This is a genomic window from Pseudogemmobacter hezensis (assembly GCF_013155295.1).
GTDB classification, from domain to species: domain Bacteria; phylum Pseudomonadota; class Alphaproteobacteria; order Rhodobacterales; family Rhodobacteraceae; genus Pseudogemmobacter; species Pseudogemmobacter hezensis.
In genome coordinates this window covers 315,003-336,233 of record NZ_JABJXT010000001.1, presented here as the reverse complement: position 1 = coordinate 336,233, position 21,231 = coordinate 315,003, and the positions used below count along the sequence as shown (strand labels likewise).

Here is a 21,231-nt window from a genome sequence, read left to right as displayed (position 1 = left end):
CCGCAGGAGCCAGATGTCATCCACCATTGCCTTGCTGGCGCTTTTGTCCTGGCCTGCGATGGTCTGGCTTTTCTACAGCCGGATGGGGCCGGGGCGGGCGCTGATCTGGTCGGTGCTGGGGGCCTATATGGTGCTGCCAGAGCTGGCAAAGATCGACCTGCCGATGCTGCCCGATCCGAACAAACATATGCTGCCCGCGCTGACGGCGGCTTTGCTGTCCTGGCTGATGCTGGGGCGCAGGCTGCAGATATTCAACGGAAATATCCTGATCCGGGTGCTGGTTGCGGGCTTTCTGATCTCGCCCTTTTTCACCGCCATCCTGAACACCGATCCGATTTTCCTGCGCTACGGGTTAGAGATTCCGGGAATGCGGATCTATGACAGCATCGCCATCACCGGCACGGAATTCATGTATCTGCTGCCGATGTTTCTGGCGCGGCGTGATCTTGCCACGCCCGAGGCAATGCGCGATCTGCTGACCGCGCTGGTGATTGCGGCCCTGCTTTACACCGTGCCGATCCTGATTGAATCGGCGCTTTCGCCGCAGCTGCACATCTGGGTCTACGGCTATTTCCAGCATGATTTCGGCCAGGCAGTGCGTTTTGGCGGCTGGAGGCCCTTTGTCTTCATGCCCCATGGGCTGTGGGTGGCGTTTTTCGTGCTGTCGTGCCTGATTGCGGCGGCGATCACGCTGCGGGTCGGCCCGGCTGAGCGACGGGTCTGGCAGCTGCCGGTGTTCCTGCTGGTCTGTGCGCTTCTGATCCTGTGCAAAAGCTTTGGCCCCATCGCCTATGCGCTGGCAGCGCTGCCGCTGGCCTTTCTGGCCAACCCGCGGCAGATCCTGGCGGTGACGGGGCTGCTGGCGGCGATTGTGATCCTTTACCCCTTGCTGCGCGGGGCGCATCTGGTGCCGGTCGATGCGATCTCAGACATTGCTGACGGGCTTAGCGAGGATCGCGCCCAAAGCTTCGGCTACCGCCTGATGAATGAGGACAAACTGCTGGCCCGCGCCGCCGAGCGGCCGCTGTTCGGCTGGGGCGGCTATGGGCGCGGCTTTGTTTATGATGCGCAGACGGGTGAGGTCGAAACGGTGGCCGACGGCGCCTGGATCATCCGCATCGGCGCTTTTGGCTGGGTTGGCTATATCATCCAGTTCGGGCTTTTGTGCCTGCCCCTGTGGCTGCTGGGCCGCGAGGCTGCGGCAAAGCCCGGCGCGGTCGGGCTGCACGCAGCCGGGGTGGCGCTGATCCTGGCGCTGAACCTGGTTGATCTTTTGCCCAATGGCACGCTGACGCCGCTGACCTGGCTGATGGCGGGGGCTCTTTTGGGCCATGCCGAGGCGCTGCTGGCGGCCCGTCAGGCCAAACATCAGGCCGAACTGGCCGCCGCGCCCCGGCGCACCATTATCTGAGGCATCAGGGCTCAGCCAGGGCCTGGGCGGGGCTTGGGTGGGGCGAATACGGGGCGAATACGGGGGGCTGGGGGCGGCTGTGGTTTCCCCGGTTCCCATGAATTTGATCCGGGGCATTGTTGGGGGCATTGTTGCCGGACTGACGGGGAATGACGGGGCATCTCGCGCCTGATTGGCCGTCAAAGCGTTGTTTTTGCGGCGGCAGCTGCTGATCCATCCGCTATCGGCCCGCTGGCGCAGCGGAATTGCGGCAAAATTGCGGCATTGTTCCCGCTCTGGGGATGAAGGGGGAGCGATGGTATCCAGGGTATGAGTTCGCGCGGGGCTGCGCTATATTGCTTGGGTAATCAAAGGGCTGGCGGCTGCAATTCAGGCAGGATGCCGGGCCTGGACTGGGGACGGCGCTGAGGCGGGCAATCTGGCCGATACCTGCAGCGACCGGGACGGGACGTATGAGTGAGATGACGCGTAAAGCTGGCGGCCTGGCCGAGACTGACATCGCCATTGTCGGGATGGCGGCGCATTTGCCGGGCGCGGCCGATATCGCCGCCTTCTGGGCCAATCTGCGGGCGGGCGTTGAATCGATCCGGGTTCTTTCCCGCGAAGAGCTGCTGGCTGCCGGCGAAAGCCCGTCCCGGATCGAGCGGCCGAATTACGTCCCCTCGGCCGCCATCCTTGACGGATTTGAAAACTTCGACGCGGATTTCTTTGGCTTTTCGCCCAAAGAGGCTGCGATCCTTGATCCCCAGCACCGCCAGTTCCTGGAGGTCGCCTGGGAGGCGCTGGAGAACGCAGGCCACCCGCCCGAGAAATTCCCCGGCGCCATCGGCGTCTGGGCGGGCTGCGGCATGGGATCTTATTTCTATTTCAACCTCTGCTCGAACCCGGATCTGGTCGAAGAGACGGGGATGTTTCTGCTGCGCCATACCGGAAATGACAAGGATTTCCTGGCCACCCGCGCCAGCCATATCCTTGATCTCAAAGGCCCGTCGGTCAACGTCCAGACCGCCTGTTCCACCAGTCTCGTCGCCATTCATTACGCGGCTCAGGCGCTGCTGAGCGGCGAATGCGATATGGCGCTGGCGGGTGGCGTCACCATCGAGCTGCCGCATGCCAGGGGCTATCTGTTCCAGGAGGGCGAGATCCTTTCGCCCGATGGCCATTGCCACGCCTTCGACCACCGCGCGCAAGGAACGGTGTTCGGCTCGGGCGCGGGCTGTGTGGTGCTGCGCCGCGCCGTTGATGCGATCCGCGACGGCGATCATATCTGGGCGATCCTGAAGGGCACGGCGATCAACAATGACGGCGCGGCCAAGGCGGGCTATCTGGCGCCCTCGGTCGATGGGCAATCGGCCTGCATCGCCGAGGCCCAGGCCATCGCGGGCGTCACCGCCGATACGGTCACCTATATCGAATGCCATGGCACCGGCACCTATCTGGGCGATCCGATCGAGGTTGCCGCCCTGACCGAGGCCTTCCGCGAGACCACCGACCGGATCGGCCATTGCGGCATCGGCTCGGTCAAAACCAATATCGGCCATCTCGACACGGCGGCGGGTGTGGCCAGCCTGATCAAAGTGGCGCTGTCGCTGCATCACCGTGAGCTGCCGCCGAGCCTGGGGTTTGAGGCCCCGAACCCCTCGATTGATTTTGAGACCTCGCCCTTTCACGTCAATGACCGGCTGAAGCCCTGGGATGCGCCTGTGCTGCGGGCGGGCGTCAACAGCCTGGGCGTCGGCGGCACCAATGCCCATGCGGTGCTGGAAGAGGCCCCTGCAGTCGCCGCGTCAGAGGAAAGCGACTGGCCGTTCCAGCCGCTGGTGCTCTCGGCGCGCTCAAAATCGGCGCTGGACGGGCAGGCAGCGCGGCTGGCGGCGCATCTGCGCGACCATCCTGATCAGCCGCTGGCCGATGTGGCATGGACGCTGAAAGAGGGCCGCCGCGCGTTCGAGAAACGCCGGGTGATCGTGGCGCAAAGCCATGCAGAGGCGGCTTCGCTTCTGGAAGGGGCCAATCCGCGCCTGGTCTTTAACCATGATTACCTGGGTGACGACCCCGAGACCGTCTTCATGTTCCCCGGTGGCGGGGCGCAGTTTGCGGGCATGGCGCGTGATCTTTACGAGACCGAGCCGGTCTTCCGCGACTGGATGGAGCGCGGCCTTTCTATCCTGCAGCCGCAGCTGGATTATGACATCAGGGCGCTGTGGTTGCCCGCGCCCGGCGCAGAGAAAGCGGCGGATGAGGCGCTGAAAAAGCCCTCGGCCCAGCTGCCTTTGATCATGATCACCGAATATGCGCTGGCAAAGCTTTATGAGAGCTGGGGCCTCCGCCCCGCCGCGCTGATCGGTCATTCAATGGGCGAGAATACCGCCGCGGCTCTGGCGGGCGTGATGTCGTTCGAGGATTGCATCGGGCTGGTGCTGCTGCGGGGGCGGCTGTTTGACACGGTGCCTGCGGGCGGCATGCTTTCGGTGCCGCTGTCGCAGGCTGATCTGGCCCGCTATTGGGCCGATGATCTGGATATGGCCTCGGTCAATGCGCCGGGGCTTTGCGTGGTCTCTGGCCCGGATGCGGCGCTTGATGCGCTGGCGGCGCGGCTCCTGGCGGATGAGGTCGAGACGCAGCGCATCGCCATCAATATCGCCGCCCATAGCCGGATGCTGGATCCGATCCTGGGGGCGTTTGGCGATTATCTGCGCGGGATCCGGCTTTCCGCGCCGCAGATCCCGATCATCTCGAACCGCACGGGCCAGGTGCTGGCTGCGGATCAGGCGACCAGCCCCGATTACTGGGTCGCGCATCTGCGCAATACCGTGAACTTCCGCGACGGGCTGGCGCATCTGACCGCCACGCCGGGCCGCGTCTATATCGAGATGGGGCCGGGCCGGGCGCTTTCATCGCTGGCGGGGGCGAATGGGGTGGCGCCGGGCCAGGTGGTGCCTGCGCTGCGCCATCCTGAACAGAAGATCGCCGATGATGCCTGGCTGATCGGCTCGATCGCGCGGCTTTGGGCTTGCGGTGTGGCGGTGGACTGGGCCCCGATCTGGGGCGGGCGCAGGCGCAAGCGGGTGCCGCTGCCGGGCTATGCCTTCCAGCGCAAACCCTATTTCATCGCGCCCGGCGCGGCTGCAGCGCCGCGCGAAGAGGCCCCCGCCCGCATGGGGGATCTGACCGATTGGGGCTGGAAACCACATTGGAGCGCGGCGGCCGCCAGCTTTGACATTGATGACCTGGCCGCCGCCCCGGCGCAGACCTGGGCGATATTCGAGGATGATGCCGGGCTTTGCGCCGCGCTTGCCACCAGGCTTGAGGCAGCAGGCCATCGCGTTGCGCGGATCACGCCGGGCGATGGCTACCGCCGCCACTCGGCCAGCCGCTATAGCCTTGCGCCAGAGCAGGGGCGTGAGGGGTATGAGGCGCTGATCCGTGATCTGCTGGCGGCTGATCTGGCCCCTGCGCGGATCGTGCATGGCTGGCTTTTGACCAAAGACGAGAGTTTCCGCCCCGGATCGGATTTTGCCCAAAGGATAGTCGAGCAGGGCTTCTGGTCGGCGCTCTATCTGTTGCAGGCGCTGGCGGGAGAGGATCTGACGGATGGGCTGCGGCTGACCTTCCTGACCAATGGCGCGGCGGCGGTGAAGGGCTCGGGCCTGCGCTGGCCGGAAAAGGCGCTTTTGCGCGGGCCGGTGCTGGTCGCGGGCAAAGAGCTTCCTGGGCTGGTGCTGTCGCAGCTGGATCTTGAACTGCCCGCTCTGAAACGGGGTGAGGTTTTGCCCCAGGCGCTGGTTGACGCAGTTCTGGAAGAGGCGCTGTCGGATCACGAAAGCGGCCAGGCTTTCGCGCTGCGGGGCGGGCGGCGTTACCAGTTGGGGCTGCGGCCCGCGCCCTTGCCAGAGGCGCAGATTGATCTGCCCCAGGGCGCGCATCTGCTGATTACGGGCGGTTTCGGTGGCATCGGGCTGACGATTGCCGAGGATATGATCCGCCGCTATGGCGCAAGGGTGACGCTGATCGCGCGAAGCACTTTGCCCGAGGGGCCGGCGCGGGCGGCCTGGCTGGTCCGCCATGCGCCCGGCGATCCAGTCTCGCGCCGGATCCTCGCGCTGGAACGGCTGGAGGCACTGGCTGACGGGGTAAGCGGTGCCGGTTTAAGCGGTGCCGGGGTGCAGGTGCTGGCGGCGGATGTGGCCAATCTGGCGCAGATGCAGGCGGCGCGCGATCAGGCCGAGGCCGGTTTTGGCCCGGTGCATACGGTGATCCATGCGGCTGGGATGGTGGCGGATGGCCCGCTTCTGGCCAAAGAGCCGGGGGCGGTTGCAGAGGTTTTCGCGCCAAAACTGCATGGAACAGGGGTTCTGGACCGGGTGTTCCCGGATGGCAGCATCGCGCTGATGGTGCTGTTTTCGTCAAGCTCGACGGTGACCGGGCCTGCGGGCCAGGTCGATTATGTGGCGGCGAATGAATATCTGAACGCTTTCGCGCAAAGGGCGAATGGGGCCGAAGATGGCGCAGATGGGCGGCGCTATGCGGCGCGGCGTCGAATTGTGGCGCTGGACTGGGGGATCTGGCAGGGCGTCGGCATGGCGGCTGACAGCCTGGGCGAGCGGATGGGCCGCCCTGAGGCCCCCCGGGTGCCGCTGGCGCCGCGGGCGGGCGCGATGCTCGCTGAGGCGGGATATGATCAGGCCGGGAACCGGGTGTTCTTTGCCAGGGCCGATGCGGCGGATTGGATCTTTGACGGGCACCGCACCAAAGAGGGCCAGGCACTGCTGCCCGGCACCGGCTATTTGCAGCTGGTGGCTGAGGCCTGGCTGGCAGAGGTGCGGTTGGCGGCTGGTGGCGGGCCAGAGGCGGGGGCGGCTGGCTTTGGCCCGGATGGGATCGAGCTGCGCGATCTGACTTTCCTTGCCGCGCTGGATCTGGCCGATGGTGAGACGCGCGAGTTGCGGGTGCGGCTGCTGCCTGAGGGAGAGGCTTACGCGTTTGAGGTTCAGTCGCGGCTGCAGGTTCAGGGGCGTGATGGCTGGCTGACGCATGCGACGGGGCGGGTGTTATCTGTTGCACCGGATGCGATTGCAGCGGGGATCGACCCCGCAGCAATCGCGGCGCGGCTTCGCGCGCGGGAAGAGGCGCAACCGCGTGAGGGTGGCGCCGAGGCCTGGCTGACCAGCCCGCAAGAGGCGTTTTTGCGCTTTGGCCCGCGCTGGCATGTGCTGCGGTCCCAGGCCTTTGGTGTGGATGAGGGGCTGGCGGAATTGTCGCTGGCCGCGCCCTTCCGTGATGAGCCTGCTGAGGGGTGGCATCTGCACCCGGCGCTTTTGGATCTGGCCACCGGCTGGGCGATGGGGCTGATCGCGGGCTATCAGCCGGATCGGCTTTGGGTGCCTTTGGGCTATGCCTCAGCCCGGTTTTTTGCGCCGCTGGAGCCTGCGCTGATCAGCCATATCCGCAATGCCGGCCCGAATGCTGCCGACCGCCCGACGGCGGTGTTTGACATCACGCTTGCCACGCCTGACGGGCGGGTTCTGGCTGAGATTCGGGGCTTTACTATTCGCCGCCTGGATGGGCCTTTGCAGATCGCGCCCCCGGATCCGCGCCTGCTGGAGGCGGAAAGCACCGCCTTGCCGCAGCCCTCGCCCGCCGAAGAGCGGTTGCTGACCGCCTATCGTCAGGGCATCCGGCCTGATGAGGGGGCAGAGGCCTTTGGCCGCGCTGTGGCGGCGGGGCAGCAAGGCGGGCTGGCGCAGATCATCGTCTCTTCGCTGGATCTGCCGGCGCTGATGCGTCAGACCGCCCTGGTCGAGGCCCCGCGCAAACAGGGCCAGAGCTTTGAGCGCCCCGATCTCGACACCGATTATATCGCGCCGCGTGATGAGACCGAGCGCGTGCTGACCGGATTCTGGCAGGATCTGCTGGGGGTGGGCCAGGTGGGCGTCGAGGATAATTTCTTCGACCTCGGCGGCCACAGCCTGATTGCGGTGCGCCTTTTTGCGATGGTTAAAAAGACCTGGGCGGTGGATTTCCCGATCTCGGTTCTCTTCGAGGCCCCGACGATCGCGGCCTGCGCCCGGCTGATCCGTGAGGCGGCGGGCCTGCCCGATGCGACCGATCAGCCGCAGGGCGATGGCGCGCCGGGCGCTGCGTCTTTGGGCAGCGGGCGGTCTGATACGGCGCAGCCTGCGCGGCGGTTCACGCATCTGGTGCAGATGGCCGATGGCAAGAGGGGGGGCGGCAAGACGCCCTTCTTCCTGGTCTCGGGGATGTTTGGCAATGTGCTGAACCTGCGTCATCTGGCGCAGCTGATCGGGCGTGACCGGCCCTTCTATGGCCTGCAGGCGCGGGGCCTTTTCGGCGAGGATCAGCCGCATGAGGACTTCACCCTCGCGGCCCGCGACTATCTGGCCGAGCTGCGGCAGGTGCAGCCGCATGGCCCCTACCGCTTTGGCGGCTTTTCCGGCGGCGGGTTGATCGCCTGGGAGATGGCGCGCCAGCTGCGTGAGGCGGGCGAAGAGGTCGCGCTGCTGGTGCTGCTGGACACGCCTTTGCCGATGCGCCCAGGGCTTAGCCGCCGCGACAGGGCGCTGATCAAACTGGCCGAGCTGCGGCGCAAAGGACCGGGCTATCTGGCCGAATGGGCGAAAAACCGTATGGAATGGGAGCGGCGCAAGCGGGCCACCCCCGCCGAGGAAGAGGGCTTCCACAATCGCGCCATTGAGGCCGCTTTCCGCGCCGCTTTGCCACGCTATCAGATGACGCAGCACGAGGGCGCGACGGTGCTTTACCGTCCGGCGCTGGATCGTCACTGGCAGGTCTCGGGCGGGAAATGGGTCTCGGCGGCGAAGGAATATGTCTTTGAGGACAATGACCTGACGCGTTTCGCGCCCGTGCTGCAGGTGGTCGAAGTGCCGGGCGATCACGATTCCATGGTGCTGGAGCCCAATGTCCGCGTGCTGGCTGCAAACCTGGCCAGGATGCTGGAGGCGCTGGATCTGCGCGATGACGGTGCGGTCAAGGCACACCGGGCCAAGGCAGACGGGGCCACAGCAGGCAGGGCCACAGCAGGCAGGGCCAGTGCAGATGCGGCAACGGCTGCAGAGTGAAGGCAAAGTGATGGCAAGCGTTCTGACGATCATTCTGAACTGGCGCTCGGCTGAGATGAGTTTGCGCTCGGCCGAGAGCGCGCTGGCGGCGATGCAGGGTGTCCGGGGCGCGATTACCATCGTGGATAACGCCTCGGGGGATGGCTCGTTTGAGGTGATGGAAAAGGCGGTCACTGCGCGTGGCTGGGACCAGGGCGAGACCCCGGTTCGGGTGCTGCAGTCAGGGCGCAATGGCGGTTTCGGCGCGGGCAATAATGTCGGTATCCGCGCAGGTCTGCCGCCCGGGTTTCCGGGTGGGGTGCGGCCTGACTATGTCTATATCCTGAACTCGGACGCCTTTCCTGCGCCGGATGCGATACGGGTCTTGCGCGATCATCTGGACCAGAACCCCGGCACCGGATTTGCGGGCAGCTTTATCCATGGCGAGGATGGCACGCCGCATCACACCGCCTTTCGCTATCCGACCGCGCTGAATGATTTTGAGCGCCATATCCGGCTGGGACTGGTCTCAAAGGCGATGAAAAACAGCATGGTGGCGATGCCGCCTTTGGCATCGGTCACCCGGGTGGACTGGCTGGCGGGGGCCAGCCTGATGATGCGGATGGATGTGCTGGAAGAGATCGGCCTCTTTGATGAGCGGTTCTTCCTTTATTACGAAGAGACGGATCTTTGCCTCAGGGCGTCCCGCGCCGGATGGCCCACGGATTATGTGCCAGAAAGCCGGGTGGCGCATATCGGATCAGTCTCGACAGGTATGGGGCGCTGGCAGCGGATTCCGGGCTTTTGGCTGGATTCCAGGCTGCATTATTTCGCCAAGAACCATGGTCGTGCCTATGCGGCGGCGGCGACGGTGTTTGCGGCGCTTGGCGGGCTGATCTGGCGGGCGCGGCTTTTGGTGCAGCGCGGGCGCGACCGGATGGATCCGCCGCATTACCTGCGCGATCTGGTCGCGCACGATATGCGGCGCGGCTTTGGCATGACGCCCATGCCCGAAGGGGCGACGCCTGAACATGATTTACCGCTCTGGGCGGCGATGCCGCAAAGCAGGGAAGAAGAGATATGAGCCAAAGCGCAATTCTGATCGGCAATGAGACTCTGACCCGCGAATGCGGGGCGCTGTGGCTGGCGCGGGGCCATAAGATCGTCGCGGTGGTCAGCGAGGCGCCTGCGCTGCGGGACTGGGCGCGGGCCGGGGGGATCGCGCTTTGTGATCTGGCGGATCTGCCGGCGGCGGACTGGATCCTCTCGGTTGCCAATCTGCGGCTCTTGCGGGGCGATGTGCTGGCGCGGGCAGGCAAGGGGGCGGTGAATTTCCACGATGGGCCTTTGCCCGAACATGCCGGGCTGAATGCGCCGGTCTGGGCGATCCTGGGCGGTGAGGCCCGGCATGGCGTGACCTGGCATCTGATTGAGGGCGGCGTCGATCAGGGGCGCATCCTGGCCGAGCGGCGGTTTGATCTGGCCCCGGATGAGACGGCGCTGACGCTGAACACGCGCTGTTTTGAGGAAGGCCTGGACAGCTTCCCCGAGGTGATAGCGGCGCTTGAGAGCGGCGCTGAGGCGCGGGCGCAGGCGGATGTGCCGGGGGTGATGCATCGCGGGGCGGACAGGCCTGTGGCAATGGGGCGGATCGATTTCACGCGACCTGTGGCCGAGGTGGTGCGGCTGGTGCGGGGCCTCGATCATGGGCGCTACTGGAACCCGGTTGCGACGGCGAAGATCGACACCGGACATGAGGTGCTGAATGTCGGTGAAGCGACGGCAGTTGTGGGCGAGGGGCAGCCCGGCACGGTGCTTTCAGCCGGAGCGGATGGGCTGGTTGTGGCCTGCGCGGATGGGGCGGTGCGGCTGGCTCGGCTGAGCTGTCAGGTTTCTGGTGGGGCGGTTTCGGCCGCGTCTGTGGATGCGGCCTGGTTGCCTGTTTTGTCGGCGGAAGAGGGGGCAGCGCTGACGGCTGATCTGGCTGCGGTTGCGCCGCATGAAGCGCAGCTGCGGGCGGCATTGCAGGATCTGCATCCGGTTGGGGTGCCGCTGGATCGCGGGGCCGGGGTTGCGGATTGGCGTCAGATTGCCTGGCCTGGCGGAGCGCGTGATCTGGCGGAACTTGCGCTGGCCGGTATCCGGGCGCTTGGTATGAGCGCGGGCGATTTCGCCAGGGCAGCGGCAGGTCGCCCCGGCTATATCGCGCCGTGGCAGCCTTTGCGCATCGCGGGCGAGACGGTTGGCGCGGCATTGGCGGCTTTGCGGGCGGAACTGGCGCGGCCTGCCAGCGGCTGGCCTTTGGATCTGATGACCAGGGATCGGGCGCTGGCGGGGCTGGTGATGCCGCCTGTTGCGATCTCGGGTGAGGGGGGGGTGCCCGGCGCGGCGCTGGTGCTGACGCCCGGGGCGATGCTCTGGGACGCGGGGCGGCTGGATGCGGATACAGCGGCGGCGCTGGCGGCGCGGATTGCCTATATTGCGGGTGAGCTGGCTGGGCATGCAGAGGCGCCGCCTGCCGCGCTTCCCGGGCTGACGTCTGCGGAATATGAGCAGGTTATCAATGGCTTCAACCTGACGGACCAGGACCATGATCGCAGGGTCATGGTTCACACCGCCTTTGAAGCCGCCGTCTTGCGCAGCCCGGATGCGGTGGCTCTGGCCTTTGAGGGCGAGAGCCTGACCTATGCGGGTCTTAACGCCCGCGCCAACCGGGCGGCGCATGTTTTGCGCGATATGGGTGTGGGGCCGGGGGTTCTGGTCGGCCTTGCGACCCGGCGCAGCGTTGATCTGGTGGCGGGGGCGCTGGCCATCCTGAAGGCGGGCGGCGCCTATGTGCCGATGGATCCGGCCTATCCGGCGGAACGGCTGGCGCTGTTTGCCGAGGACAGCGGCTGCAAGGTGATCGTCACGCAATCGGATCTGCTGGCGGGCCTGCCGGGGGACGTTGCAAAGCTGGTGCTGGACCGCGATCCGCGTCTGGCGACTGCGCCAGAGGCCAACCCGCAAAGCGGCGTCAGCCCTGCAGATGTCGCCTATATGATCTATACCTCTGGCTCGACGGGGCGGCCCAAGGGCGTGCAGGTCGAGCATCGCAATGTGGCGAATTTCTTTACCGGCATGGATCAGCGGATCGGGGCCGGGCAGGAAAACGGGCCTGGCTGCTGGCTGGCGGTGACCTCGCTGTCGTTTGATATCTCGGTGCTGGAGCTGTTCTGGACGCTGGCGCGTGGTTTTAAAGTGGTGATTTCCTCGGATGAGAACCGGGCGCTGGTCTCGAATGGGCGGATCACATCGGCTGCCAGGATGGATTTCTCGCTTTACTACTGGGGCAATGATGACGGGCCGGGGCCGAAGAAATACCAGCTTTTGCTGGATGGGGCGCGCTTTGCCGATCAGCATGGCTTCGTCGCCGTCTGGACGCCCGAGCGTCATTTCCATGCCTTCGGCGGCCCCTATCCGAACCCGAGTGTGACGGGGGCGGCGGTGGCGGCGGTGACGTCGAATATCGGCGTCAGGGCGGGGTCTGTCGTGGCACCTTTGCACCATCCGGCGCGAATTGCCGAGGAATGGGCGGTGATCGACAATCTGACCGCAGGCCGGGCGGGGCTGGCCTTTGCCTCTGGCTGGCACCCCGATGATTTCGTGCTGCGCCCGGAAAATGCGCCGCCAAAGAACAAGGCGGCGATGTTCCAGGCGATCCGCGATGTGCGGGCGTTGTGGCGCGGTGAGGGGGTGGATTTCCCCAAAGCCGATGGCAGCAGTTTCACGGTCAAAACCCAGCCGCGCCCGGTCTCATCCGAGCTGCCGGTCTGGGTGACGACCGCCGGCAACCCTGAGACCTGGGCCGAGGCAGGGCGGGCGGGCGCCAATGTGCTGACCCATCTTTTGGGCCAGTCGATTGCCGAAGTGGCTGAAAAGATTGCGATCTATCACGCGGCCCTGCGTGAGGCAGGCCATGATCCGGCGGATTTCACCGTCACGCTGATGCTGCATTCCTATATTGCGGCCACGCGCGAAGAGGCGCGGCGGGTGGCGGAAGGACCGATGAAATCCTACCTCGCCTCGGCTGCGGCTTTGGTCAAGCAATATGCCTGGGCCTTTCCGGCGTTTAAAAAACCCGCAGGCGCGGCCAATCCGATGGATATTGATCTGGCGGCGCTGTCGGCTGAGGAAAACGAGGCGATCCTTGATTTCGCCTTCCAGCGCTATTTCGAGGAATCAGGCCTTTTCGGCACCATTGACGATGCGCTGGCCCGGGTTGAAGAGCTGAAGGCAATCGGCGTTGGCGAGGTGGCCTGCCTTGTCGATTACGGCATCGCGCCGGATGTGGTGCTGGAGGGGCTGAGGCCCCTGGCCGAGGTGGTGCGGCTGGCCAATGAGGGCGGGCCTGCGGCGGATGATTTCTCAATCGCGGCGCAGATCCATCGCCATGGCGTGACGCATCTGCAATGCACGCCCTCGATGGCCAGGATGATCCTGATGGCGGAGGAAAGCCGCAGCGCCTTGCGCGGGATCCGCACGATGATGGTCGGTGGTGAGGCGCTGCCCGGTGCGCTGGCGACTGATCTGAAAGCGGCGGGCGTGGGGCGGCTTTTGAACATGTATGGGCCGACCGAGACGACGATCTGGTCCTCGGTCGAAGAGGTTGGCGCGGCCGAGGCGGTGGTCAATATCGGCACGCCGCTGGCGAACCAGCAGCTTTATGTGCTGGATGAGGCGCGGCAACCCGTGGCTCCTGGCATTGAGGGCGAGCTGTGGATCGGCGGCGAGGGGGTGACGCGCGGCTATTGGCAGCGCCCGGATCTGACTGCCGAGCGGTTCCGCGCCAATCCGTTTCATCCGGGCGCCGATGGGGCGGGGCGGATGTATCAGACCGGGGATCTGGTGCGGTGGCGGGCGGATGGTCGCATCGACTATATCGGGCGGGCCGATGCGCAGGTGAAGCTGCGCGGCTACCGGATCGAGCTGGGCGAGATCGAGGCGGTGCTGGAGGCGCAGCCTGGCGTGACCCAGGCGGTGGTAATGGCGCGTGAGGACAGCCCCGGCGATCTGCGCCTGGTCGCTTATATCAGTGGTGGGGCCGTAGAGGCGGATCTGCGGGCCGCGCTGGCCCGCGAATTGCCCGAACATATGCGGCCCGCGCATTATGTGGCGGTTGAGCGCTTCCCTTTGACACCGAACCGCAAGGTCGACCGTAAGGCGCTGCCGGCACCGAACCGCTTCTTGCCCGAGGCCGGGCCCGCAGCGCCTGAGGCCGCGACGCCTGTGGTGGCGGCGCAAGGGGTGCCTTTGGCTGCGGCTGGCGCGCCTGATCCGGCGATCGGCAATGAGATCGCCCGGATCTGGGCGCGGGTGCTGGGTGTGGCGCGGGTGGGGCCGAAGGACAATTTCTTCACCCTTGGCGGCCATTCTTTGCTGGCGGTGCAGACCCACCGCGAGATCCGCGAGCGTTTGCCGCAGGCGAAGGTTTCGATCACCGACATCTTCCGCTTCCCGGTGCTGGAGGCGCTGGTCGCGCATATTGCCGGGCCTGCGGGCGTGGCGGCGATTGTGCCGCTGCAGGCCCCGGCCTATGCGGCGGCGCAGGCTGCCCCGGCTGTTGTCCCGGCCGTTTCCCCGGTGGGTGTGGCAAGCTCGCAGCCGCTTGCGGCGCGACCCGCCCCGATGCCTGGCGGGCTGGATGAGGCCATGGCGCGGCGGCGTGCCCTGCGGCTGGCGCGGCGTGGCGTGGCCCCTGATGCCTGAGCGGGGGGAGGCCCTGGCGGCGAGGGCCCTGGCCCTGTTGCCAGCGGATGTGTCATCCGGCGTCTCGCTGGGCGCGGCGCTTCCCTGGCAGCATTATCCGCTGCTTACGGGTGAGGATACCGGCGGTATGGTCGCGCGGCGGGCGGCCGAGTTTTCCGCTGGCCGCCATGCGGCGCGGCAGGCGATGGCCGGGCTGGGGCGGGTGCGCTCTGCCATTCCCAAAGGCCCGGACCGGGCGCCTGTCTGGCCCGATGGGCTGGTCGGCTCGATCACCCATTCGGCTGAGGCCTGTATCGCGGCGGTTGCCCTGAAGCGCTCTGCGGGCGATCTGTCAGGGAAGGGGCTAAGCGGGATCGGGCTGGATGCAGAGCCGCTGCATGCGCTGGATCCGGGGTTGGCTGCTTTGATCACCGGGCCTTTGGATCAGGTTCAGGCGGATGCCGCAATGGCCGGGGGTGACCCCGCGCTGATGCTGTTTTGCGCCAAAGAGGCCGCCTATAAGGCGCAATATCCGCTGTCGCAGCGTATCCTTGGGCCAGAAGATATCGTGATCTCGATTGAGGGGGATCGGTTTGAGGCGTGTCTGGCGGCTTCGCCCGCATTGCCGACAGGGCGCATCAATGGTCGGATCGCAATTTGCGCAGGCCATATCCTGGCTGTCGCCTGGATATGACGCCTGCTGGTTTTGGCTGCCCGGCAGGCCTGGATGTCAGCTGCTGACCAGCTGCTGACAGGTGACCGGCTGCTGACAGGGAAATTGCGCCCTGGTTTTGCGTCAGTCGGCGGCGGGGCGGCGGATCTTTTCGGCGGCTTTCAGCACCAGCGGACGCAGGCCGTCACCGCCTGCATCGACCAAGGCGAAGAACTGGCGGCGCATCCGGGGCTCCCAGAAGTCGTTGATATGGCTGGAGAGGCCCTCGACGCCCTCGGCCTCGGGCTTTGACTCCATGAACATGGCGATCTGATTGGCCATGCGGGCGATTTTCGGGTTGATCTGGTCAGCTTGCATGGGTGTCCTCGGTCACGATCCGGTCTGAATGGGTGAAAAGCTCGAACCGCTCTGGCCGCGCCAGCGCGATCACGGTGATGCCCAGATGATCGGCCAGCGCCACCGCATCCGCCGTGGGAGCAGAGACTGCGATCAGCACGCCCGCGCCGATGGCGGCAACCTTTTGCACCATATCGGTCGAGACGCGGCTGGTCAGGACGACCGCGCCTTCGAGGTGGTCATGGCGGATCAGATGGCCCGCCAGCTTGTCCAGCGCATTGTGGCGGCCGACATCTTCGCGGGCCGCGAACAGCCCGGCGGGCGTCCAATATGCGGCGCAATGGGCGGCGCGGGTCGCATCATGCAGCGGCTGATGGGCGGGCAGGGCGGCAATGGCCTCGCGCACCTGGGCCGGCGTCATGCGGAAGGTGGTTGGCGGCACCGGCGGCAGCTCGCGCAGGGCCTCATTGATGCTGTCGATGCCGCAAAGGCCGCAGCCGACCGGGCCTGCCATAGTGCGGCGGCGGGCGGCCAGCCGGGCCTCGGCCTCTGGGACCAGCCAGGATTGCACGTCGATGCCGCGCTCCCCCTGAACCACGGTGATCTCTTCGACCTCGGAGGGCTGGGCGATGCCCTCAGTCAGCGCGAAACCATAAGCGAAATCAATCAGATCGGCGGGGGTTGCCATCATCACAGCCTGGGTGGTTCCGTTGAACGACAGGGCCACGGCAAATTCCTGCGGCAGGGTGCGGCTGCCCTGTTCGATGGTCTCATGCCCATCCCGCGCCCCGAAGAAAAGGCGCGGAACCGGCTTTGCCCCATCCACTTTGCCCGCCCCGTCAACCTTGCCTGCCCCGTCCAGCTTGCCTGCCGTGGTCATCTGCTTTCGCCTTCACTCTGCGGCGGGCAGGATCCGGCGCGACAGGGTGGCTTGCGCCGCATATTCTTCCTGCCAGTCCGATGGCCCGTTCGAGGGGCTGACCTGCACCGCTGTCACCTTATATTCCGGGCAATTCGTCGCCCAGTCCGAGAAATCGGTGGTGATGACGTTAGCCTGGGTGTCGGGGTGGTGGAAGGTGGTATAGACCACGCCGGGCGAGACCTTGTCGGTGATATCCGCGCGCAGCGAGGTGACACCTGCACGCGACGCCAGCCGCACCCAGTCGCCCTGGCGGATGCCACGGTTCTCGGCGTCATGCGGGTGGATCTCCAGCATATCCTCGGGGTGCCAGGCGGTGTTGCCGGTGCGCCTGGTCTGCGCGCCGACGTTATACTGGCTGAGGATGCGGCCCGTGGTCAGCAAAAGCGGGAACTTCGGCCCGGTCTTTTCATCGGTCGCGACATATTCGGTGCGGATGAACTTGCCCTTGCCGCGCACGAAACCGTCGACATGGACCAGCGGCGTGCCATTCGGGGCCTTGTCGTTCACCGGCCATTGCACCGAGCCCATGCTCTCGATCTTTTCATAGCTGACGCCCGCGAAAGAGGGCGTGGTCATGGCGATTTCTTCCATGATTTGGGCAGGATGGGTATAGCCCCAGCTGCGCCCGCTGCCTTCCAGCATCGCATTGGCGAACATCTGGGTGACTTCCCAGTCGGCATAGCCCTGCTTCGGGGCCATCACCTTGCGGACCATGTTGATCCGGCGCTCGGCATTCGTAAACGTGCCGTCTTTTTCCAGGAAGGACGATCCCGGGAAAAAGACATGCGCGTAATTGGCGGTCTCATTGAGGAAAAGGTCATGCACGATGACGCATTCCATCGCCGCCAGACCCGCCGCGACATGATGGGTGTCGGGGTCGGATTGCAGGATGTCTTCGCCCTGACAGTAGAGGCCTTTGAAGGTGCCTTCTACCGCCGCATCCAGCATATTGGGGATGCGCAGGCCGGGCTCGGCGTCGATCTTCACGCCCCAGAGGTTTTCATAGATCGCGCGAACCTCGGGGTTCTTGACGTGGCGATAGCCCGGCAACTCATGCGGGAAGGATCCCATATCGCAGCTGCCCTGGACGTTGTTTTGCCCGCGCAAGGGGTTCACGCCCACACCCGGACGCCCGATATTGCCGGTCAGCATCGCAAGATTGGCGATGCCGATCACCGTGGTCGAGCCCTGGCTGTGCTCGGTCACGCCGAGGCCGTAGTAAATCGCCGCATTGCCGCCGGTGGCGTAAAGCCGGGCAGCACCGCGCACCTCTGCTGCCGGAACGCCGGTCAGCATTTCAATGGCTTCGGGGCTGTGGCGCGGGTCGGATACGAATTCCATATAGTCCTGGAATTCATCCCAGTCGCAGCGGGTGCGGATGAAGTCCTCGTTGTAAAGGCCCTCGGTCACGATCACATGCGCCAGCGCAGTGACCACGGCGACATTGGTGCCGGGCTTCAGCGCCAGGTGGTGACGTGCGCGATAATGCGGCCCCTCGACAGATTCCGTGCGGCGCGGATCGACGACGATCAGCTTCGCGCCCTGGCGCAGGCGTTTTTTCATACGGCTGGCGAAAACCGGGTGGCCGGAATGCGGGTTGGCACCGATCACCAGGATCACATCGGCGGATTCAACCGAGTCGAAATCCTGGGTGCCCGCCGAGGTGCCGAAGGTTTGCCCCAGACCGTATCCGGTCGGCGAGTGGCAGACGCGGGCACAGGTATCGGTATTGTTGTTTTCAAACACCCCGCGCGTCAGCTTCTGCACAAGGTAGGTTTCCTCATTGGTGCAGCGCGACGAGGTGATCACGCCGACCGACTGACGGCCGTATTTCGCCTGGATCGCCTTCATGCGGTTTGCCGCGAAAGACATGGCCTCGGCCCAGGTCACTTCCTGCCAGGGGTCGTTGATGCTGTCACGGATCATCGGGCTCAGGATGCGGTCTTTGTGGCTGGCGTAACCATAAGCGAAGCGGCCCTTGACGCAGCTGTGGCCGCGGTTCGCCTTGCCGTGTTTGTAGGGCACCATGCGCACCAGCTCATCGCCGCGCATCTCGGCCTTGAACTGGCAGCCGACGCCGCAATAGGCGCAGGTGGTGACGACGGATTTATCGGGCGTGCCGATGTCGAGCACCGACTTCTCGATCAGCGTGGCGGTCGGGCAGGCCTGGACGCAGGCGCCGCAGGAGACGCAGTCCGAGGCGAGGAAAGTATCGTCTTTCAGCCCGGCATGGACGCGCGAGTCCCAGCCCCGGCCCTCAATCGTCAGCGCGAAAGTGCCCTGCACCTCTTCGCAGGCGCGCACACAGCGGTTGCAGACGATGCATTTCGACGGATCGTAAGAAAAATAGGGGTTTGAGTCATCCTTCGGCAGCCAGTCGATATTGGCCTCGCCAGAGGTGTTCTTCTTCGCGAAGTGGGTGGCCATTTCTGCGTTTTCGGCTGCCTGATAGCGCACATCGCGCAGGCCCACGGCCCCGGCCATATCCTGCAACTCGCAATCACCATTCGCACCGCAGGTCAGACAGTCGAGCGGGTGGTCAGAGATGTAAAGCTCCATAACCCCCTTGCGCAGCTGTTTCAGTTTGCCGGTCTGGGTCTTGACCCTGATGCCGGGCGCAACCGGAGTGGTACAGGACGCGGGCGTCCCATTGCGGCCTTCGATCTCAACGAGACAGAGGCGGCATGAGCCAAAGGCCTCAATACTGTCGGTCGCACAAAGCTTCGGGACGGTGATCCCCAGCTCGGCTGCAGCCCGCATGATCGAGGTGCCCTCAGGAACCGTAACTTCGAAGCCATCGATCTCCAGCGTGACCTGGGTTTTTGATTTGGACGCGGGCGTCCCCATGTCGCGATCCGAGAACATGGGCGCGGGGATGATGAAGTCTTTCATTCGGCTGTCTCCCGGCTGGGAATGGCTGTGATCAGGCTGGCCCAGGGCGCAACGGCCCGGATTTTTTCAAAAATCCGGACAAAATTCTTCGAAGAATTTTGCGACGCCCTCATTCGGCCGCCTCGCGGATGTTGGTGGTGAAATCGTCGGGGAAATGTGTCAGCGCCGACATCACGGGGTAGGGCGTGAAACCGCCAAGCGCACAGAGCGAGCCAGCTTTCATCGTCTCACAGAGGTCTGTCAGAAGCGGGATGGCCGCTCGGTCACCGGCGGCGATCCGGTCCAGGGTCTCGACACCGCGCACCGCGCCGATCCGGCAGGGCGTGCATTTGCCGCAGCTTTCAATCGCGCAGAACTCCATCGCAAAACGCGCGAAGGCCATCATATCGGCGGTGTCATCGGCGATGGTCAGTCCGGCGTGGCCGATCAGCGCGTTTTGCCCGGCATATTCCTCATATCCGAACGGCGTTGCAAACTGGCTGACCGGGATCCAGGCGCCCAGCGGCCCGCCGACCTGCACCGCCTTGACCGGGCGGCCAGATGCCGTGCCGCCGCCGATCTCATTGACGATCTTCTCCAGCGTCAGGCCGAAAGCCGCCTCGAACAACCCGCCATATTTCACATTCCCGGCGATCTGCAGCGGGATGGTGCCCTTAGAGCGACCGATGCCGAGGCTGGCGTAATGGGCCGCGCCTTCCGCCAGAATCACCGGAACAGAGGCCAGCGAGATCACGTTGTTCACCACCGTCGGGCGGCCCATGAACCCCTGCAACGCGGGCAGCGGTGGTTTGGCGCGAACCGTGCCGCGCTTGCCTTCCAGGCTGTTCAGAAGCGCGGTTTCCTCGCCGCAGACATAGGCCCCGGCACCGACCCGCAGCTCCAGCTCGAATGCTTTGCCCGAGCCAAGCACGTTCTGGCCCAAAAGCCCCTCGACCCGGCCAACCGCAATCGCAGCCGCCATCACCTCATTGGCGTCTGGGTATTCCGAGCGCGAATAGATGAAGCCTTTCGTTGCCCCTGTCGCGATGCCTGCAATGATCATCCCTTCGATCAGCGTGAAGGGGTCGCCTTCCATGATCATCCGGTCGGCAAAGGTGCCGGAATCGCCCTCATCGGCATTGGTGACGATATACTTCCGCTCACCCGGCGCATCATGGACGGTTTTCCACTTGATCCCGGTCGGAAAACCCGCACCGCCCCGGCCGCGCAGGCCTGAATCAAGAACCTCCTGGACCACCTCGGCCCCGGTCATTTTCAGCGCACGTTCCAGCCCTTTCAGCCCGCCATGCGCCCGGTATTCCGCCAGCGAAAGCGGGTCGATCACGCCACAGCGGGCAAATGTCAGCCGGGTTTGCGCCTTCATCCAGGGCAGATCCTCGGTCAGGCCCAACGACAAAGGCCCGCCGTCAAAGAGTTGGCCGACATCTTCGGGCGTCATCGGCCCAAAGCCCAGGCGGCCCTCAGGTGTTTCCACCTCGACCAGCGGCTCCAGCCAGACCATCCCGCGCGAGCCGTTGCGGGTAATCGTTACCTCAATGCCACGCCGCGCGGCCTCGGCCTTTACGGCGGCGACCACATCCTCGGCACCAAGCGCTTTGGCGGCCGCGTCACGGGGGATCCAGATCCTCATCAGCGCATCCCCTTTACGATCTGATCCAGTTTGGCCGGCGTCACCCGGCCAACCACCTTGCCATCGACCAGCGCCGCAGGGCCGCAGGCGCAAAGGCCAAGGCAGAAGATCGGCTCCAGGGTGATTTTTCCGTCGGGCGTCGTCTGGTGCCAGTCGAGGCCCAGCTGCTCTTTGGCATGGCTTGCCAGGCGGTCCGCGCCCATGCTCTGGCAGCTTTCGGCGCGGCACAGTTTCAGCACATGCGTTCCGGCAGGTTTGGCGCGGAAATCATGGTAAAAGGTCATCACGCCATAGGCTTCGGCTTTTGAGATATTCTGATGCCGGGCGATCTGCACCAGCGCCTCTTCGGGGATATATCCGAAACTGTCCTGAACGGCGTGCAGGATGGGCAAAAGCGCCCCTTCGGTGCCGGTATGGCTGGCCAGAATTTCGTCAATCCGGGCGGCGATATCTACAGAATCAAGCATGTGCGGGCCTTTCGCTGGCCCCTTCATTTGAAAGCCTTATGAAAGCCCAATCAATTCTTATTGCCCGTCAGGCGATAGGCAATGCCTATCGGTT

Annotated in this window: 10 protein-coding genes; 5 read left to right on the top strand and 5 right to left on the bottom strand. The window is 65.2% G+C overall.

The features are described from left to right. The first annotated feature begins 13 nt into the window (after positions 1–13). From HOY34_RS01475 to HOY34_RS01455, 5 genes are all read left to right on the top strand, one after another. On the top strand, positions 14–1,411 hold the full coding sequence (locus HOY34_RS01475; protein WP_172359523.1) for a hypothetical protein: 1,398 nt from the start codon (positions 14–16) through the stop codon (positions 1,409–1,411). Between the two features lie 452 nt (positions 1,412–1,863). Further along, positions 1,864–8,511: a type I polyketide synthase gene (locus HOY34_RS01470; RefSeq protein WP_253944119.1), complete on the top strand. Its 6,648-nt coding sequence runs from the start codon at positions 1,864–1,866 to the stop codon at positions 8,509–8,511. 10 nt (positions 8,512–8,521) lie between these two features. Further along, positions 8,522–9,574 carry a glycosyltransferase family 2 protein gene (locus HOY34_RS01465; RefSeq protein ID WP_172359522.1) on the top strand — a complete coding sequence of 351 codons (1,053 nt, stop codon included), beginning with the start codon at positions 8,522–8,524 and terminating at the stop codon, positions 9,572–9,574. Further along, a complete protein-coding gene (locus tag HOY34_RS01460; RefSeq protein ID WP_172359521.1) occupies positions 9,571–14,238 on the top strand; it encodes a MupA/Atu3671 family FMN-dependent luciferase-like monooxygenase in 4,668 nt (1,555 codons plus the stop codon). The genes HOY34_RS01465 and HOY34_RS01460 overlap by 4 nt, the downstream gene beginning before the upstream one ends. Then, positions 14,231–14,911, top strand: coding sequence for a 4'-phosphopantetheinyl transferase family protein (locus HOY34_RS01455; protein ID WP_172359520.1), 681 nt, complete (start codon positions 14,231–14,233; stop codon positions 14,909–14,911). The genes HOY34_RS01460 and HOY34_RS01455 overlap by 8 nt, the downstream gene beginning before the upstream one ends. A gap of 102 nt (positions 14,912–15,013) precedes the next feature. Here the strand turns inward: HOY34_RS01455 and HOY34_RS01450 are convergent, their stop codons facing one another. The 5 genes from HOY34_RS01450 to HOY34_RS01430 form a co-directional block, all read right to left on the bottom strand. Next, positions 15,014–15,247 carry a formate dehydrogenase subunit delta gene (locus tag HOY34_RS01450; protein ID WP_253944118.1) on the bottom strand — a complete coding sequence of 78 codons (234 nt, stop codon included), beginning with the start codon at positions 15,245–15,247 and terminating at the stop codon, positions 15,014–15,016. Continuing rightward, a complete protein-coding gene (gene fdhD / locus HOY34_RS01445; RefSeq protein WP_172359519.1) occupies positions 15,237–16,106 on the bottom strand; it encodes a formate dehydrogenase accessory sulfurtransferase FdhD in 870 nt (289 codons plus the stop codon). Before fdhD ends, HOY34_RS01450 begins: the two co-directional genes overlap by 11 nt. 12 nt (positions 16,107–16,118) lie before the next feature. Next, positions 16,119–19,040 (bottom strand): formate dehydrogenase subunit alpha, encoded by a 2,922-nt coding sequence (gene fdhF / locus HOY34_RS01440; protein WP_172359518.1) that lies wholly within the window; start codon positions 19,038–19,040, stop codon positions 16,119–16,121. A 109-nt stretch (positions 19,041–19,149) separates the two neighbouring features. After that, positions 19,150–20,670, bottom strand: coding sequence for a formate dehydrogenase beta subunit (locus HOY34_RS01435; RefSeq protein ID WP_172359517.1), 1,521 nt, complete (start codon positions 20,668–20,670; stop codon positions 19,150–19,152). After that, positions 20,670–21,137, bottom strand: coding sequence for a formate dehydrogenase subunit gamma (locus HOY34_RS01430; RefSeq protein WP_172359516.1), 468 nt, complete (start codon positions 21,135–21,137; stop codon positions 20,670–20,672). Before HOY34_RS01430 ends, HOY34_RS01435 begins: the two co-directional genes overlap by 1 nt. Positions 21,138–21,231 lie beyond the last annotated feature (94 nt).